The sequence below is a fragment of the Tissierella carlieri genome (genome assembly GCF_018917285.1).
Lineage (GTDB): Bacteria > Bacillota > Clostridia > Tissierellales > Tissierellaceae > Tissierella > Tissierella carlieri.
The window spans coordinates 40603-58610 of sequence record NZ_JAHLOH010000038.1 but is presented as its reverse complement, the minus strand read 5'-3'; the positions used below and the strand labels follow the sequence as shown (position 1 = coordinate 58610).

At 31.6% G+C, this 18008-nt stretch carries 17 protein-coding genes; 11 read left to right on the top strand and 6 right to left on the bottom strand.

Annotated features, from left to right (window positions below; translation table 11 throughout):
* The 7 genes from KQI38_RS12235 to KQI38_RS12210 all read left to right on the top strand — a co-directional run.
* Window positions 1-536: FtsX-like permease family protein (locus KQI38_RS12235; protein WP_216559813.1), on the top strand; the 536-nt coding region annotated here is incomplete at its 5' end.
* A gap of 180 nt (window positions 537-716) precedes the next feature.
* A complete protein-coding gene (locus KQI38_RS22365; RefSeq protein ID WP_255374564.1) occupies window positions 717-839 on the top strand; it encodes a hypothetical protein in 123 nt (40 codons plus the stop codon).
* Between the two features lie 165 nt (window positions 840-1004).
* Entirely contained in the window at window positions 1005-4241 is a 3237-nt protein-coding gene (locus KQI38_RS12230; RefSeq protein ID WP_216559811.1) for an FtsX-like permease family protein, read from the top strand.
* 36 nt (window positions 4242-4277) lie between these two features.
* Entirely contained in the window at window positions 4278-4943 is a 666-nt protein-coding gene (locus KQI38_RS12225) for an ABC transporter ATP-binding protein (RefSeq protein ID WP_216559809.1), read from the top strand.
* A gap of 60 nt (window positions 4944-5003) precedes the next feature.
* Window positions 5004-6824 (top strand): ABC transporter ATP-binding protein, encoded by a 1821-nt coding sequence (locus KQI38_RS12220; protein ID WP_216559808.1) that lies wholly within the window; start codon window positions 5004-5006, stop codon window positions 6822-6824.
* A 3-nt stretch (window positions 6825-6827) separates the two neighbouring features.
* On the top strand, window positions 6828-8243 hold the full coding sequence (locus KQI38_RS12215) for a S8/S53 family peptidase (protein ID WP_216559807.1): 1416 nt from the start codon (window positions 6828-6830) through the stop codon (window positions 8241-8243).
* 64 nt (window positions 8244-8307) lie between these two features.
* Window positions 8308-8856, top strand: a complete 549-nt coding sequence (locus tag KQI38_RS12210; RefSeq protein WP_216559805.1) for a hypothetical protein — start codon at window positions 8308-8310, stop codon at window positions 8854-8856.
* Between the two features lie 56 nt (window positions 8857-8912).
* Here the strand turns inward: KQI38_RS12210 and KQI38_RS12205 are convergent, their stop codons facing one another.
* The 3 genes from KQI38_RS12205 to KQI38_RS12195 form a co-directional block, all read right to left on the bottom strand.
* Window positions 8913-9383 carry a YbaK/EbsC family protein gene (locus KQI38_RS12205; RefSeq protein ID WP_216559803.1) on the bottom strand — a complete coding sequence of 157 codons (471 nt, stop codon included), beginning with the start codon at window positions 9381-9383 and terminating at the stop codon, window positions 8913-8915.
* A gap of 157 nt (window positions 9384-9540) precedes the next feature.
* Window positions 9541-10461, bottom strand: a complete 921-nt coding sequence (locus KQI38_RS12200) for a pseudouridine-5'-phosphate glycosidase (RefSeq protein WP_276515581.1) — start codon at window positions 10459-10461, stop codon at window positions 9541-9543.
* Window positions 10462-10465: 4 nt separating this feature from the next.
* Window positions 10466-11392, bottom strand: coding sequence for a carbohydrate kinase family protein (locus KQI38_RS12195; RefSeq protein ID WP_216559799.1), 927 nt, complete (start codon window positions 11390-11392; stop codon window positions 10466-10468).
* An 84-nt stretch (window positions 11393-11476) separates the two neighbouring features.
* Here KQI38_RS12195 and KQI38_RS12190 point away from each other — a divergent pair, with 84 nt between their 5' ends.
* Window positions 11477-11647, top strand: a complete 171-nt coding sequence (locus KQI38_RS12190; protein ID WP_216559796.1) for a hypothetical protein — start codon at window positions 11477-11479, stop codon at window positions 11645-11647.
* 70 nt (window positions 11648-11717) lie between these two features.
* Here KQI38_RS12190 and KQI38_RS12185 read toward each other — a convergent pair whose 3' ends face one another.
* From KQI38_RS12185 to KQI38_RS12175, 3 genes are all read right to left on the bottom strand, one after another.
* Window positions 11718-13184, bottom strand: coding sequence for a YjiH family protein (locus tag KQI38_RS12185; RefSeq protein ID WP_216559792.1), 1467 nt, complete (start codon window positions 13182-13184; stop codon window positions 11718-11720).
* Window positions 13185-13221: 37 nt separating this feature from the next.
* Window positions 13222-14181, bottom strand: a complete 960-nt coding sequence (speB, locus tag KQI38_RS12180; RefSeq protein ID WP_216559791.1) for an agmatinase — start codon at window positions 14179-14181, stop codon at window positions 13222-13224.
* Between the two features lie 203 nt (window positions 14182-14384).
* Complete coding sequence (locus tag KQI38_RS12175) at window positions 14385-15848, bottom strand: sigma-54 interaction domain-containing protein (protein ID WP_216559789.1); 1464 nt, start codon at window positions 15846-15848, stop codon at window positions 14385-14387.
* A gap of 188 nt (window positions 15849-16036) precedes the next feature.
* On the opposite strand from KQI38_RS12175, the gene KQI38_RS12170 reads away from it, so the two are divergent.
* The 3 genes from KQI38_RS12170 to KQI38_RS12160 all read left to right on the top strand — a co-directional run bounded on the left by KQI38_RS12170 (window position 16037) and on the right by KQI38_RS12160 (window position 17950).
* Window positions 16037-16345 (top strand): winged helix-turn-helix transcriptional regulator, encoded by a 309-nt coding sequence (locus KQI38_RS12170; protein WP_216559787.1) that lies wholly within the window; start codon window positions 16037-16039, stop codon window positions 16343-16345.
* 288 nt (window positions 16346-16633) lie between these two features.
* Window positions 16634-17335, top strand: a complete 702-nt coding sequence (locus KQI38_RS12165; protein ID WP_216559785.1) for a pirin family protein — start codon at window positions 16634-16636, stop codon at window positions 17333-17335.
* A gap of 15 nt (window positions 17336-17350) precedes the next feature.
* Complete coding sequence (locus tag KQI38_RS12160) at window positions 17351-17950, top strand: nitroreductase family protein (RefSeq protein ID WP_216559783.1); 600 nt, start codon at window positions 17351-17353, stop codon at window positions 17948-17950.
* The last annotated feature ends 58 nt before the right edge of the window (window positions 17951-18008 follow it).

Below are 18008 nucleotides of genomic sequence, written 5' to 3'. Positions count from 1 at the left end.
TTTATTATAGTAAAATGGAGTTTGTATTTAAGCAAGAGAAAAACAAAGAGATTATGGAAAGAAAGGAAGAGATAAAGAAAATAGTTTCCGACAATTCATCTAATGAAATCCCGACTGAGTTAAAACTATGGGATGGAGAAGTTGTAAATGTAGTAGGACCATTAGAAAAGAATATATCCTTATTAGAAGTTCTGTACCCTGTAACATTTACCTTATCCATTGTAATAGCAGGTATATTAGTCTTTATAATGGTACTTCGTCGCTCAACAGATGCAGCAATTTTACGGATATTAGGTGTAAAGGAAAAAGAAGTGAGATGGAATCTATTTAGGGAAAATCTTATACTGGTATTAATAGGAACAACCATAGCATGTATAACAGTATTTGCTATATCCATAAAATCCTATCCGGTAGATTTAGTGAAATACATAATGGTAACAGGAGGATATATGCTAGGTACTATTGCAGGACTGATACTAGGTATAGGAAAGGTAACCAATAAAAAGCCATTAGAGATGTTACAGGTAAAGGAATAGGCATGAAATCAATAATAGATAGAAGGAAAGTTAATTAATTCATTGATTATTTTAATTTATTGAGTAGTATGCCTCTCTCTATATATAAAGTCAAATTTTTTAAAAAATATGTACAAAAGTTAGCTGACAATAAAATTATTATGAAATACACTTTAATTAAAATAGTAAAGGGGTACAAGCATGAGCATAGTATTAGCAAAGATAAATAAAATTGAAGATGAAATAATTGATAAAATTTTAATTATGAGTATGAATGAACAGCTACTACATGTTCTTGCTGATGCTTCATATAACAGAGGATAATTTTTTCTAAGACTAAGGCATACAGGTTTAATAAGTCTAGGTAGCTTGATTGCCTAGACTTACTATTAATTAAAGCTAGCTTAACAATCGTCTTCAATTATAGGATAATAACGCAATCATATATTATTTTGCTTAATATAGTAAAGTATAAGGAGAGTGAAATCCATGAAAAATCCAATCAACAAATCTAACCTAAGAAGACCACTAAAGGGCATACTCCTTCTCATTATATTATTAATTGCATCAAATCTCTTTATATCTAGTATTAGTCAGTTCTTCATAGTCAATAGAGAGATAGATAATATTGGAAAATATTATAGGAGCATTGGGACAATACGACCATTAGATGAGAATAACTATGATGTAAAAGAAGCTCAGGAGATAATCACTGGTGACCCAATGATAGCTTTTGAGGATAATAGAAGATTTACTATAGGATTGATAGATGGATTATATAGAAATAAACGAAATGATAGTGCGTATAGTGAGATGATAGGTTCAAATGTAAATGATACAATATTTATTGGAGAGCTGAAGGAGGTAGATAAATATACCCTTGCTGAGAATATCTATGAAGGGACAATACTAAGGGCTAAGGTAACAGATATATTGGCTGGAATCCCAAACTATATAGAATCAGAATTTTACTATAAGGAGTACCAGGAGCATCGTTTTCTATTCCTGCCTTATTCTATAATGACAGGGGAAAAGTATGAATATATCAACAATGACGTTATTGACCAATTATTTCAGTTGGAGCAGGGAAAAAAATACTTATTCAGAACAGAAGTCTATGTGCAGAGTAACGCAGGTTCTGCTGCCAAGCCCCTATATGATGGTGGACCCCTATATATAGAACTAGATGATAATGGATATATAGATTGGGATAATCCACAGTTTAAAATCATCAAGGAGGAAATGGACTTTATCAATGAGAATATTATCTCATATGATCTTATAGGTACTAAGGATATGACAGCAATGCAGGAGGTACAAGAGAATGCAAAGGATTATTACTTGGTGGATGGACGATGGATAGATAAGGAGGACTATGACAATCAGAACCATGTAGTCATCATACATGAGACTATTGCCAAAAATCATAATATAAGTATTGGAGATAAGCTTGATATTAAGATGAGAGATTCTGAATATGGTGTTCTGTTATCTACAGAAAAGGATAAAATAGAATGGAGGAACTATTATACATCTGAACCTAAATCCTTTGAAGTAGTTGGTATATTTAAAAACAATCGTGCTGCTCAATATGAATGTATGTATATTCCTGAAAGTACTATGCCTATGGAGCTTGGCAGATATACTGGAGGATTAGATGAACCAATACCTGTGAGAGTTCATTCATATAGCTTTGTTTTAAAAAATGCAGAGGATGAAACTACATTTATAGAAAAATATAGAGAGCCGCTAAAGGAATTGGGATATGAATTATCCTTTTTAATGAATAGTATAGACAGCTTTAAAGAAGCTTCAGACCCGATTAAAAGGTCTACAGCAATAAGCGCTATGGTATTTTCCATGCTTTTAATACTGATACAAGGTTTTGTAATATATGTATATATAGATGGACATAAACTGAACTATGCAATAGAAAGAGCATTGGGAATCCCTGCAAAAATAAGCGGAAAGCATCTGGTATTGCCACTAGTCATATTTGGCATTATAGCATCGGTACTAGGAGGATATACAGGCTATCAAAAGGCAATAGAAGAATCAACGGAAATATTGAGCAGTATACCTTCTAATGTACAGAGGACTGTTGATTTTGGTCTGGATATAAAATACTTTATATTATTTATCATCCTATCCATGCTTCCATTTGTCATAATGCTGTTCCTTAGAATAAAACAGCTTAAAAATTCATCAGTAATAGATTTAATCAATAACAATAAAAAGAAGAAAATTTTACAAGAAGAAAGTAAAGAAGAAAGTGAATATATAGATATGGTTAAAGCTACTACCGTATCACAGTCAACAGAAGCTGCAGTATATGTAAAAGAAGAAGAGGAAGGAAAAGAGCAGTACATAGAGGACCATAGAAAAGATAGTAAAAAAGCATTGAGAAGATTTTCAATAAATTATACTTTACGTTCAAAGGTAACATCTATATTCCTAATAATATTGGCAGGAATATTTACCTTTGCATTGCTATGGATGAACTACCTAACTATCAAGAACAATGAACTAATAGAAAAGGCATATAAAGACAGTATTATAACGGGAGATATAGTGGCAAAGGGAAGCAGAACTACAAGTCATGGAACAGGTCCAATCCATAGGAGACATATAGATAGATTGATGGAGACGGGGTTAGTAGAGGATTATAAATCCATAGCATGGATGAATTATGAAGAACTATATATAGATAGAGATGGAGCAATAAAGAAATATGAAATAGGAGAAAAGGATAAGGTTCATGTTTTTATAAAGCACCCAATATTTGTAGTATATGCAAGCAATAAAAGCTATAATAGCTCAGATGGAATTATAAATCTAACTGATTTAAATATTATAGATAATTATTCATTGGAGGATTTTGACAAGGAATATACCAGAGGATATTCTAAGAATGGTGAGCTAACGATATTAGATGAAAATGGAGAAGAGGGTTTTCCAATTTTAGTAGCTGAGAAGGCAATGGATCATTACGACCTAAAATTGGGAGATAAGATACTTTTAGAGCCTGCTTCACGGCATCGACAGCTATCCGTAAGGACCTATGGAACCATAGTAGGAACCTATAAAGGAATTTCCACTGGAAAAAATTATTATGGAAAAAACATAGTAAATGAAGACATGGAAGTATTTATTTATCCAATGGAGGTATTGAATAATGTTGAGATGCAAATATTCTATAGCAAGATAGAATTTGAGTTTAAGCAAGAAAAGAATAAGGAGCTTATATCGCGTAAAGCAGAGATAAAGGGACTAGTGTCTAATAATAGCTTCAATGAATTTGCAACGGAGCTGAAACTGTGGGACGAGGAACTAACTAATGTAATAGAACCATTAGAAAAGAATCTATCCTTACTAGAAGTTTTATATCCTATAACATTTACTCTATCAATTGTAATAGCAGGTATATTAGTCTTTATAATGGTACTACGACGCACAACAGATGTAGCGATTTTACGAATATTAGGTGTAAAGGAAAAAGAAGTAAGATGGAATATATTTAAAGAAAATCTTATATTGGTATTAATAGGAACAGCCATAGCATGTATAGCCGTATTTGCTATATCCATAAAATCCTATCCGATAGATTTAGTGAAATACATAATGGTAACAGGAGGATATATGCTAGGTACTACAGCAGGACTGATACTAGGTATAGGAAAGGTAACCAATAAAAAGCCACTGGAAATGCTTCAGGTAAAGGAATAGATATGAAGCCAATAATAGATAAAGGGGGAAATCAATATGGCAAAGTTAGAACTGGAAAATATTTTTTATAGATATAAAGGTGCAGATAAAGATGTACTGAGGGATATAAATTGTACCTTTGAAGGAGGAAAATTAAATGCAATAGTAGGACCTTCCGGTAGTGGAAAAACTACTTTGCTTTCCATAATGGCAGGACTAGACGAACCGACTCAAGGGAAGATTTCCATAGATGGAAATGATTTAAAGGATATGGATTTAGATGAATACAGGAGAGATAATGTTTCAATGATATTTCAGGCATTTCAATTATTTCCACTGCTTACTGCTTTGGAAAATGTAAGTTTTCCTATGGAATACAAGGGAATACCAAAAGAAGAGGCAAGAGAAAAGGGAAAATCGGTGTTGGATTCCTTGGGGATAGATGGAGATAAGCTATCTCGCTATCCTTCCAATTTATCAGGAGGGGAACAGCAAAGAGTGGCCATTGGAAGAACATTAGCCACAGGGGCAAAGGTAATCTTAGCGGATGAACCTACAGGAAATTTAGATGATGAAAACAGTGAACGAATCATAAATATATTGAAACAACTAGCTCATCAACAGGATTTTTGTGTAATCATAGTAACTCATGATATGGAAATCGCAGAAGAATCGGATCATGTATGGAGAATTAAGGATGGAACTATTGAGATGATAAAATAAAGATTTGGGAGAGAGTATCTATGCAAGTCTTTCTCCTAATATAATAAGCGAGGTTTTATTATGTTTAAAGATTTTCGGAATAAATATAAAGATAATATAAAGGACTTTGTACAGGTATTCTCTTGGTGCATCAGTCTTTCTTGGAAAGTCTCCCCGATATATACATTGTTGAGAGTATTCTCGGAACTATTTAATCCTATATTAAATATAGCAGGTGCTTTTGTTTCAAAACAGATAATCAACTATATATCTGGATATGCAGGGGGCTATCATAGCAGATACATATATAATCTTTTGATTTTAATGGCATTGATAGCATTGGTAAAAGTAATTATGATAAAGGTTCAAATATATACTAGAATGGTTCATTCAGAGGAATTGGACCAGTGGATGGTAAGAAATATGATGGATTTTTCTTTTGATGTAGATTTGGCTTATTTTGATGACCCCAATTATCAAGATAAGATTACATCAGCTATGAGGGACGGATCAATTCTTATTCAAGCCTTAGGGTCAAGTATTTCAGCTATATCTGCCGCTATATCATTTTTAATAGCCTTTGTAATTCTCTCAAAAGAAAATATATTTTATTCCCTATTAATGATAGCAGTTGCGATACCATCTGGAGCAGCCCTAAAATATTATACGGAATCTCTTTACGACTTAAGTTTAGACCAAATGGCAAATAGGAGAAAGCTATCTTATATTCAAAATATTGCTTTTGATAGAAGATTTAGCCAAGATATGAGACTTTTTCAATCCAGCAAAATGCTTAAGGATTCTTATGACAAGCTATGGGGCAGACTATTTATTCAGCGCAAGAAAATTTTAAAAGAAAGATCGAGAGTAACACTTATCTTAGATTTTTTACCTGAGATAGTCTTGGTTATCGTTAGCGGACATATTATTTTCAATATATTAGATGGAAAATTATTAATAGGAGATTATGTATTTTTAAGCGGATTATTAGGACAACTATGGTATTCTACATCAGGGTTTATAGCCTCTGCTATGGAAATAGTTGAAAATAAGCTGAGGATGAATAATTATCAGTCTTTATTTAAATACATCAACAGGATTCAGGATGAAGGCGAATTGGAGTTAAATAAAGTAGAGAGTATTGCTTTTGAAAATGTTAGTTTTATATATTCTCTTAGTGAAAAGTATGCCCTAAAAGATATTAGCTTCTATATTGATGCTCCAGAGCATGTAGCTTTTGTAGGATTAAATGGTTCTGGAAAATCAACTCTTATAAAATTATTATTAAGATTTTATGAGCCGACTTCCGGGATGATTAAGATTAATGGTATAGATATAAGCTTATATTCTATTGGCTCTCTGAGAAAAGCTTTCAGTGTTTACTTTCAGGATATGAATAACTTTGCTTTTAGTATTAGAGAAAACTTTCATTTAACAAATCCAAATGAAATAAATAAAGATGATGAGATAATAGAAGCATTGGATAAATCCGATTTTATGGAGATATTAAGCTTAAACGATGCTGGATTAGATGCATATATATCAAAATTCTTTACTTCAGAGGGTTTAATTTTATCGGGAGGACAAACACAGAAACTAGCATTAGCTAGGGTGTTATATAGAAAAGATACTATTCTCATTTTAGATGAGGTATCTTCCAATTTAGACCCTAAAGCAGAGCATGAAATTTTTAATAAGCTACAGGAGATGACTAGGGGCAGATTAACTTTATTTACATCCCATAGACTTTCTAATTTATCTCTGGCTGATAGGGTTATAGTATTGGAAAAAGGTGAAATTATAGAGGATGGTAAACCAGAAAAACTATTAAAGGATAATAAACGATATGCTGAACTCTTTAGATACCAGCAAAAGAAATATATGGTAAAAGCCGAGGGATAGATTATGAAAATAGCTGTAATAGATGAAGGTGTAATATCGGAATTAAAGGATGAATTAAATATAATAGAGGACTTGATTGTAAATGACAAGAACTTGGTGGTAAATAGGTCAGATGATATTCCAGCGATAACAGACCATGGTTTTAATGTATGCAAAATTATAAATTTATATGCTCCGGAAGCGGAGCTGGTGAGTATAAGAATATTTACTACATTAGAGATGAAGACAAGTATTGAGGCTTTGATGGCTGCCTTTGAATACTGTTTAGATAAGAGAATCCCGATTATACACTTAAGTGGAGGTACGGTAAATCTTTCTGATGATTATCGTTTAAAAAATATAATTAAAAAGATTATAAATAATAATCAGATAATCGTGGCAGCTCATAGTAATAATAAAGGTCTTTCTTTCCCAGCTGCTTATTTAGGTGTTTTTTCTGCTAGAGCTGATGAACTGTTTAATTCTTATAATAATGTTAGAGATAGATGGGGATATAGCTTTTTGATGCCCTCTAAGCATAGAATAAATATAAACAAAAATTTCAATTATGTTACCCAAATAGCCAACAGCTATGCAGCACCAGCCTTAACAGCAAATATACATAATATTATCAAATCTAATAACAGTAGTAAGTCAGCAACAATATTAAATGAATTAGGTGTGACTAATAATATGTTTTTATGTGAACATCCAATTTTTTTTGATAAGGTTACTATAATTAATCTAGATAGGAAAGTAATTCTAGAAGAAGCTCTACCCTTTGAGGTTATAAATATATATAATGATATAATATTTGAAGCAGATGGTGATGATTATGTATTTATCCCTCATAACGATAAAGAGGTTAATGTTAAAAAGCTCAGAGGATTTTTAAATGCACTTCCTGTTAATGATAATATAATTCGTGTACTTTACTTAGGCATAATGGATAGTGATATTGAGTCAATAATGAAATGTTATCCATTTGAATTTTGGTTGTTGCCAGCTGATGATACTTATCCAATTTGTGCTTCTAATATTGTATTAACTAATTGTGCTACTATATATTTTCAAGGAAACAAAGAAGTTGTGTACTATATCATGACTCGATTAAGAGATGCTTTCCTAGATGATGGGTTTAATTGTTTTGCTATTTCAGATTATTTAGAAGCTACTTTATATGGCATGTACTACTTTAAAGATTTAATTAACTCTATTAGAAGGCAGCAGTTAGAATATGTTCTTGAACCAGATGTTGAATTAGTATATGCCAAATCTGAATCTTGCAGAGAAATAGAGGATTCAATGTTAATTGAAGTTATGGAAGAATGTGATAAGATAAAGTTGTCAATTAGTGTTGGAAATACCAAAGAAGAAGTAGATATATGCGGTCAAGAAGATATTAAAAAGTTGTTTGCTAAAATTATAAATATGGGATAAAATTTTAGATACGAGAATATAGAATATGGCAACTAATATAATACAACATATTACAAGGGGGAAGATGAAAACGTTATATGCTAAAATAATCAAAAAAGCTGTTTATATTTTCTTTATTGCCTTTGTTCTGATATATACTATTCCATTTCCAATTAATAAGGAGCTTGATGCCGTGGAAATAAAACTGGATGATCCCTCCTATCTAGAAACACATAAGATTTATATTTCAGGAAAATATAGATTTAATCTATTTACAGACAATACTTTTCAAGGTCAAATTTCTGTTCCTGAATATGAATTAACCTCTAATGAAATGGAAAGGCTACAATTTATAAAAGGAATAGATCATGAATCGCCATTAGTATATACTTACAAAGAGGGTGTTGGTACTGATGGACGTCCAATCACAAAATACTATCATTTTGGAAAGATTGTGTCTAGGCCACTTTTGTATAGAACGGTGATAGTGCTATATGAACAGTATGAAGGTAAAGATGGTGACTATGGTGGACATTTCAACAGTAATACAGGCCATTGTATTGTTCCATTTGTAAGTGATCGTGAAGAAGCCTTAAAGATATTGGAGAAATATGATATACTCCCATCTAAATAGTAATAAACAAAATCCCCTGCAAAGATCCTTTATAAAGAGTCCTTGCAGGGGATTTCTTATTCCCAGTCCTTACAAACATCTATCCATTTACAGCTTTTAGATATTCTTTCCAATTCATCTAAATTAAGTTCAATAGCAGAATTGCTGCTGCCACAGGCAGGAAACATCGTAGCAAATCTTCTCATAGAATCATCTAGATATACTTTTATATTGCTAGGCAGAGCAAAGGGACATACACCTCCGACCTCATGACCTGTAAAGCTTACGGTATCCTCTGGAGATAACATTTTGGGCTTAAAATTAAATTCACTTTTAAACTTTTTGTTGTCAACCTTTGCGTCTCCTGCAACTACTACAATCATGGCTCCATCTCCATCATAGAAGGATAGAGATTTTGCGATTCTTGCTTCTTCAGTACCCAAAGCAATTGCTGCCAATTGAACTGTAGCAGTTGATTGTTCCATTTCAAGAACATCTTTATCCTTATTGAATTGCTTTAAATATTCTTTTACTTTTTCTATAGACATTTTTCCATTACTCCTCTAAATTATTAAGTATTTCAACCATAATACAGCAAATCCTAAAAAAAATCAAGTTTAAGTAAAAATAAAAGACTCCATATGTCCAAATAAAAAAGGATGGTTCTTCTGCACTATAGAAGAATCATCCGCTCGTGTCATATATCTATAATTTACATAATTCAGATGCTATTTGTGCTCCTAGCTTTACATTGTTATATACCAATTGAATATTTGCTGTAAGACTTTTGCCTTCTGTTAGTTTCTGAATTTTATCAAGTAAATAAGGGGTTGTTTCCTTTCCTTTGATACCAAGTTTTTCTGCTTCTACAATTGCATCATTTATAGCATTATTTATATATGAGTAATCCATAGCATATTCTATAGGAATAGGGTTGGCAATTACCATAGAGCCTTTCATATTTAAATTTTCCTTTGCTTTTAAAGCTCTTGCAATTTCATCAGGAGTATCCATTCTATAATTTACTTTAAATCCACTTTCTCTAGTATAAAATGCAGGGAGCTCATCTGTTTGATAGCCAATAACAGGAACACCTTTGGTTTCTAGATATTCCATAGTTAAACCAAGGTCCAAAATGGATTTTGCTCCAGCACATACAACGGCTACCTCAGTATTAGAGAGTTCCTCGAGGTCAGCAGAAATATCCATAGTTATCTTTGCACCTCGATGAACTCCGCCAATTCCACCTGTAGCAAAAACTTTTATTCCAGCAAGAGAAGCGATTATCATTGTAGCGGCAACAGTTGTGGCACCATCTTCTTTCCTTGAAACAAGAATAGGAATATCCCTTCTGCTGGCTTTTGTTACGTTAAGTCCTTTTTTACCAAGATGGTCAATTTCCTCATGAGTAATACCTACCGTAAGCTTTCCACCTATTATAGCAATAGTTGCAGGGATAGCTCCATTTTCCCTAACTATCTTTTCAACTGTTAAAGCGGTTTCTACATTTTGAGGGTAAGGCATGCCATGGGATATAATAGTAGATTCTAATGCTACTACAGGTCTATTTTCATCAATAGCCTTTTGTACTTCAGGATTTATTACTAAAATATCTTTTAAATTCATCATATTACCTCCAATTATTTTCCATTATATTTTCAATATTTTGTGCTGATATATCTTTTGATACTGTTTGATTTGATCTTACACAAATATAAGATGCGGCTAGGCCGGCTTTAGCTGATTTTTCTAAATCAAAACCCTTTAAATACGCCCAAGCAACAGCAGCTATATAACTATCACCTGCTCCGGTAGTATTGATTATTTCAGTTGGTATAGGTAAGATACTGCCTTTAATAGTCCCATCGGTATAGTATACACCCCTAGCACCTAAAGACACAAACAGTCTTTTAATACCTTTTTTAAGGATAATACTAGTTGCCTTTTCTAAATCTTCTGCGTTGATAATTTTCATATTAGAAAGAATTTCTGCTTCTATAATGTTAGGTTTTAAGGTATGAATATTACGAATAGAATCTTTGATTTTTTCAGTCTTTTTAGTAGAAACGGTATCAAGAAATATAGGAACTTTAGAATTATCCATTAGATATTCCAGTGACTCTTCAGGAATGTTAGTGTCTACTACACATGCTGCCCCACCATTAATTATTTCAAGCTTTTTTTGTAAATAACTGGGAGTTATATATTTGTAAATCTCCATATCAGAAATGGCCACTTGCATTTCACCTAATTCATTATTAATACAAATATAAGTAGAAGTTCGTTCATTAGGCATAATCTGAGAATGTTCTAAGCTAATATTAAGTTCTTGACAGCTGTGTTCTATTTCACGAGAATAACTATCATTTCCTAATACAGTTATAAATTCTATATTGACTCCTAATCTACTAAGGTTTTCAGCAATATTTCTTGCAACTCCACCTAATGTCAATGTTGTTCTACCTGGATTGGAATCATTGGGAGTTAAATTATAATAGGGTGTACCTATAATATCAATATTGGCACCACCAATAACAGACACATATTGTCTTTCCATCTATTTACCTACCTCCTGAATACCATAATATATCTTTATAGTAAACTTAGTATCTAAGATTGTCAACGGCTTACAAATGGATTTGTGAGAAAAAATAAAAAAGTAAAAATTGGATTTTCTGAAATGAGAACTAAAATCAAAATAAAATCCAATTCTTCAGAAGAAGAATTCGATTTTATAGATAGAACCTGCCCAGTTCAAGACACTATGACAAATTCACCTACTATGAAAACTGAGTTTGTTGTAGAGAAATAAGAGTTAGATAAATGGTATAAAATATAAGGTGGAGTATACTGATAAGCTCCACCTTTATCTATTCTAATATTTAAAACAATATATGCATAAACAATGCAGTTATAGGTATAGCTATAATAGTTCTTTCAAAGAAACATATGATTAATTCACTTAATTTTACTGGCAATTTTGCTGCCATCATTACAACTATAGTTTCAGAGAAGAAAATAATTTGGACTATTGAAATAGTTGTGACTACATATCTAGCACCGATATCTAACAACTCTACTTTATCAGCAATTAATAATACTGGTAAAAACATTTCAGCGATTCCTACTGGGAGAGAAGGTGCTATTTCAACGGCATTAGGTACTTGAAACAACTTAAGTAGTGGAACAAATAGAGCTCCGAGCCAATTAAAAAAAGGAGTATATTCAGCAACAATTAGTCCTAAAATTCCCATGGAAGCTAATAAGGTCAACACCTTAGGAAATACAATATATCCATCAATTAAACTAGATTTTATTTCACTGAAAATATTATTAGCAGTATAAGATTTTTTTATAGCTCTATCCAATCCTGTTTTAATAATTCCTTTTCCCTTATTTTTTTGAGTTTTAATATCGTCTTTCGTTTGAGCTTTACCATTATAATAAATATCTTTTTTTCTACATAAAGGTGGTATCCTTGCCATTATTGCACTAATCAATAGAGTAATGAATAATGCTATAAAATACACTTTTAAGAAATGATCAGCTAAACCTGCCGTTTTAATTACCATATAAGCAAATCCTACACTTACTGCACTAAATCCTGTGGCAACGAGGACTGCTTCTTTCTCTGTATAGACTCCTGTATGATATAGCTTATTTGTAATCAAAACTCCTACTGAGGAGGAACTGACAAAAGATGCTATAGCATTTACTGCTGCTCTTCCAGGAACTTTAAAAACAGGTCTCATCAGAGGTTCCATCAATGACCCAACAAAATCTATTACTCCATAATTTAATAGAAAAGGCATAAAGAAACAGCCAACTGGGATTATCCAAGCTACACCCATTACTATTGCTGGGACAACGGTTCCGCCAGTGCTAGTTCCTACTATCCATTCTGGACCTGTAAATCCAGGAACTGTTGCATCCAGAGTATATAATAAGGTAAAGAAGCCACCTAGTAAATACATAAAGGGATGAAACACAGAATCTTCACCAAAATATTTACCTAACATAGTATCTTTTTTAGCAAAAAATTTTCCATATACGCTCACAACTCCAGTAAATACTATAACTAAGGTTATTAACCATAGTCCAAAATTTCCTAAAGCCTTTATAAAGAAATTGTAGATAAAACCAAAAGGAACATCTGTCGTTCCATTTATGGTTAAAGGTATAAAGAATACGAATATGGCAATTGCAGTAAAAAAAACAGATTTTATCAAACCTATTTGGCTGCTTTTTTTGTCTAAGGATAAAGAGTCTAGGACTGTAATATCATTTAAATCTAGATTTAATTTTTTTAGTTCTTCTAAATTATCTCCCTTAATCAAAGTATCGGACATATATAAATCCTCCAGTCTTTGGTTTATTTTTATCTTATTATCTACTATTTTTTTTCTTTAGAGCAAGAATTGATAAAAACTCGAAAGCAATATTAGCAGCCATATATGATGTAATCTCTCCAAAATCATATGGTGGTGCAACTTCAACAATATCAAAACCTACAAAGTTTAATTCCTTAATTCCTCTAATTAAATTTAAGGTTTCAAGGGAAGTGAATCCTGCTACTTCTGGTGTTCCTGTACCAGGAGTATAGGCTGGGTCTACAAAGTCAATATCAAAGGTAAGGAAAGCTTTTTTATCTCCTACTCTTTCTTTAATTTGTTTTAATAGTTCTTCAAAGCCCATTTCTCTGATTTTATGAGCAGGGATTAGCTTTAGACCTAGTTCAGCAGCCATTTTATGTTCATTAGGGTCATATAAGGAGCCTCTCATACCAATTTGGATAGAATGTGAAGGATCTATTAAGCCTTCTTCAATAGCTCTTCTAAAAGGAGTTCCATGATTGTATTTTTCACCAAATACTTCTTCATTAATATCCGCATGGGAATCAAAATGAACCAATGCTACTGGACCATGTTTTTTGACAATTGCTCTTAATTCAGCAAGGGTTATTGAGTGATCTCCTCCTAAGGCTATTGGTATAACATCTGCATTGACGATTTTAGTCATTTCCTCTTCGATTTTTTCATAGCTAGGTAGTATATAGCCTGGGACTATATTTATGTCCCCATAGTCTCCGCCCTTTAGCTCATCTAAGATATTGATTTCCATTATTACATTATTAGGCTTCATCATTACAGAAATGTTTCTGATTCCATTAGGACCAAATCTTGCACCTGTTCTAAAGGAACTTGCTGTGTCAAAAGGAATCCCCACAATAGCAAAGTCTAAACCTTCTAATTTATCAATTCTTGGCATCCTCATAAATGTACCCATATTAACAAATCTTGGTGAGGATGAAGCACTTGCTGGTTGGTTTGCATTAATATTTTCCATTTTTATACCTCCAAATAAATTTTATTTTTCGATATACTATATAGCAAGTCCTATGCCAAAAAAACAACCTGATAAATCAAGGGTTTATAACAAGAAAACTGAAAACAGGAGGAATAATTTCCTCCGCAAAATGCTTAAATGATTATAAAATAAGAGCCAGTCAATATCAATAATTTAAGGAGGAATAATTTCCTCATAGGAAATCAGTCCTCCTTAAATTCTAGTTTGATATTTAGCCTTTTGAATTTCTTTCTTATGGTACTCCTATCTAAATCTAGTATTTCACCCATTTCATAGGTGCTTTTGCATTGAGGCATTATATCTAGGAGTAGTTTTCTTTCATATTCTGCAATAATATTTTTATAGCTGCTGATTTTATTTATATCAAAGTTTGAATAATCTCCTATAGAAACTAATTGGCAATCAATGATATCCTGTCTATTAATAATATCATCATTAGTTGTGACCACTAGTCTTTCAATAAGGTTTTCAATTTCTCGAATATTTCCAGACCAATTATAACTCAACAATATTTTCATAGCTTCTGGACTTATTTTTTTATTATAATTATATTTTTCATTAAACCTATTTAAGAAATTTAAAATGAGAGGGGGGATATCCTCTTTTCGCTCTCTTAGTGGAGGAATTGTTATGGGAACAACCTTGAGTCTATAATACAAATCTTCTCTAAAAGCTTTATTTTTTACCATATCTTGTAGATTTCTATTAGTAGCTGCAATAATTCTAATATCAATAGGAATAGTAGTGGTGCCTCCAACCTTAGTTAATTCTTTATTTTGTATTACATTTAATAATTTTACTTGTAAGTTAAGTGGTAACTCTCCTATTTCATCAAGAAACAAAGTTCCTTTATCTGCTAATTGAATTAATCCCACTTTTCCATCTTTATTTGCACCAGTGAAAGAGCCTTTTTCATAACCAAATAATTCTGATTCTAAAAGATTCTCGGGTATTGCACCACAATTAATTTTAATAAAAGCCTTATTGTATCTAAGACTGTTGTTGTGTAAGAAGTAACTTAAGACTCCCTTACCAACACCAGACTCACCTTCAATAAGAACTGTTGAATCAACTTTAGCAACCCGAAGGGCTAGATCTATTATTTTATCCATCTTGTCACTATTATAGATGATATTGCTATTCTTTGCTTTATCCTTAGAGCTGATAATATCCAATTCTTGTTGATATTTTTTGTTGATTAATTTAGCCTCTTCCAGACCTCTTTTCAAATCCCTTAATTCAGTTATATCTCTAGAATTGATGACAATTCTATATAATTCTCCATTTTTAAATATTGGAGTTCCAGTTCCTATAACTTCTTTACCATTTACTTGTTGGAGCATGGAAATTTGTTTTTTTTCTTTAATTACAGCTAAAGCAACGGACTCTGAATATATACCTTCTGCTACTAATTCTTCCATATGTTTTCCTATTACATAATCAGCCTTTACACCATCAATTCTTTCACAGGATTTATTAAATCTTAAAGTTACTCCTTTTCCATCAGTAATATGTATTCCATCATTTGAGGCGTCGAGAATAGCATTAAATTCTTCCATTAAATCCTCATAAGCATTTTCGCAGTCTTTTATTCTATTATGTTTTACGGTAATAGGAAAATTATCTGTAAAGTTATTTTCATTCATAATTTTATCCTCCACAAAAGTTAAAAATCTTTCTAAGTTTTCATTTCTATTTTCTAATACTTATTTATATCATTTGAATTTATTTTATTTAACAAAATAGATTATATACTATTAACTCGGTATAGTATAATAATATACTTACTTTATTATACTAACTATGGTATAATATTAATAGGTGGTGAATGAAAATGGAAAGATATCATTTATGTCCAAAATTTGAAGATGCATTTGAATTGTTAGGAAAAAGATGGACTGGACTAATTATAAGAACATTATTAAATGGACAAAAACGTTTTACTGATATATCAGCAGCAATACCTAATATGAGTGCGCGAATGCTCACAGAAAGATTTAAAGAACTAGAGCAAGAAGGCATAGTTATACGAAAGGTATATCCAGAAACCCCTGTAAGGATTGAATATGAGCTTACAGACAAAGGAAAGGAACTTAGCACAGCCATGGATGAAATACAAAAGTGGGCTGAAAAGTGGGGCTAATAACTAAATGAACTATCAAAAATCCTCTATTTTAATTAGAGGATTTTTTTATAACCCACAGGAAAGTTTTATCCCATTTTAATTTTAATTTTCCGTAGAATGGATTTAGAAAAATGCTTCCTAATTGATAATTCAATGGAGGTATTTTTTATTTAAAATATTTTTAAATTATGCTTGACATATAAATTATCTTATGTAATAATATAATTAAACTAAGTAACTAAAGGTAACTGAGTAATAAATAAAAATAAGATATAAAAAAATAACTAAAATGAAGGAGAGAAGATTATGTTAAGAAAGTTAGATAATAAAAACATGGGTAGATCTGATTTAGGCTGGCTAAAAAGTATTTTTCATTTTTCTTTTTCAAGCTATTACAATAAGGATAATATGAACTTTGGAGTGTTAAGAGTATTAAATGATGATTTGGTTAAAACTAATACCGGATTTGAAATGCATCCTCATAAAGATATGGAGATAGTATCCTATGTAGTAGATGGAGAGCTTACACATGGAGATAGTATAGGGAATAAAAATACTATCACAAGAGGACATGTACAATATATGAGTGCAGGGACGGGAATCTATCATAGTGAACATAATTTAGGAGAGAATACTTCAAGGTTTTTACAAATATGGATAATTCCAAATGAAAAAGGACTTACGCCAAACTATGGTGATTATAGGTTTCAATGGGAAGATAGAAGGAATAAATGGCTTCAAATAGTATCAAGTACTGAAGGAAATGCACCTATAAAAATATATCAAGATGCAAATATACACGTACTAGAATTAGAAAAAAATAAAGAAATAGATTTTAAAGTTAGAGAAGGAAGACAGGCATATTTAGTACAGATAGAAGGGATTTCAGAGATAAATGGAATTGAATTAAAGGATAGAGATGCATTGGAAGTAGTAGAAGAAGATATACTAATAAAAGCAAGAGAAACATCTAATGTTTTGGTAATAGAAATGAAAAAAGGAAATTAAATGGAGGAATAGAAAATGACTATGAATTTTAATCAAGCAGTAGAAAAAAGAAGAACATACTATGGGATTAGTAAGAATAAAGTAGTATCTGACGAAAAGATTCAAGAAATTATAGAACATGCAGTAAAACATACACCATCAGCTTTTAACTCACAAACTGCGAGGGTAGTGTTGCTATTAGATAAACATCACACTAGATTATGGAATATAACTAAAGAAGCATTGAGAAAGATAGTAGCAGCTGATAAATTTTCTTCTACAGAAGAAAAGATCAACTCATTTAGTGCTGGATATGGTACAATTTTATTCTTTGAAGATACTAGCATAGTAGAATATTTGCAAAGAGAATTTCCAACTTATAAAGATAATTTCCCTATCTGGTCACAGCAATCAAGTGGAATGCATCAATTTGTAATATGGACATCATTAGAAATAGAAGGATATGGAGCATCATTGCAGCATTATAATGAACTTATTGAAGAAGATGTGAAAAAAGAGTGGAATATACCTAGCAGCTGGAAGTTAATTGCTCAGATGCCATTTGGAAAACCAACTACTGAACCAGGAGAAAAAGAATATAATTCTTTAGAAGAAAGAATTAAGATATTTAAATAATAATAAATACTCCTTTCTAGTAATAATCAAATAAGATTAAACTAGAAAGGAGTATTGT

Bases quoted from the DNA above. Each gene is read 5' to 3' on its own strand.
- KQI38_RS22365 (WP_255374564.1), top strand. From the start codon at position 717: ATGAGCATAGTATTAGCAAAGATAAATAAAATTGAAGATGAAATAATT.
- KQI38_RS12230 (WP_216559811.1), top strand. From the start codon at position 1,005: ATGAAAAATCCAATCAACAAATCTAACCTAAGAAGACCACTAAAGGGC.
- KQI38_RS12225 (WP_216559809.1), top strand. From the start codon at position 4,278: ATGGCAAAGTTAGAACTGGAAAATATTTTTTATAGATATAAAGGTGCA.
- KQI38_RS12220 (WP_216559808.1), top strand. From the start codon at position 5,004: ATGTTTAAAGATTTTCGGAATAAATATAAAGATAATATAAAGGACTTT.
- KQI38_RS12215 (WP_216559807.1), top strand. From the start codon at position 6,828: ATGAAAATAGCTGTAATAGATGAAGGTGTAATATCGGAATTAAAGGAT.
- KQI38_RS12210 (WP_216559805.1), top strand. From the start codon at position 8,308: ATGAAAACGTTATATGCTAAAATAATCAAAAAAGCTGTTTATATTTTC.
- KQI38_RS12205 (WP_216559803.1), bottom strand. From the start codon at position 9,383: ATGTCTATAGAAAAAGTAAAAGAATATTTAAAGCAATTCAATAAGGAT.
- KQI38_RS12200 (WP_276515581.1), bottom strand. From the start codon at position 10,461: ATGAATTTAAAAGATATTTTAGTAATAAATCCTGAAGTACAAAAGGCT.
- KQI38_RS12195 (WP_216559799.1), bottom strand. From the start codon at position 11,392: ATGGAAAGACAATATGTGTCTGTTATTGGTGGTGCCAATATTGATATT.
- KQI38_RS12185 (WP_216559792.1), bottom strand. From the start codon at position 13,184: ATGTCCGATACTTTGATTAAGGGAGATAATTTAGAAGAACTAAAAAAA.
- speB (WP_216559791.1), bottom strand. From the start codon at position 14,181: ATGGAAAATATTAATGCAAACCAACCAGCAAGTGCTTCATCCTCACCA.
- KQI38_RS12175 (WP_216559789.1), bottom strand. From the start codon at position 15,848: ATGAATGAAAATAACTTTACAGATAATTTTCCTATTACCGTAAAACAT.
- KQI38_RS12170 (WP_216559787.1), top strand. From the start codon at position 16,037: ATGGAAAGATATCATTTATGTCCAAAATTTGAAGATGCATTTGAATTG.
- KQI38_RS12165 (WP_216559785.1), top strand. From the start codon at position 16,634: ATGTTAAGAAAGTTAGATAATAAAAACATGGGTAGATCTGATTTAGGC.
- KQI38_RS12160 (WP_216559783.1), top strand. From the start codon at position 17,351: ATGACTATGAATTTTAATCAAGCAGTAGAAAAAAGAAGAACATACTAT.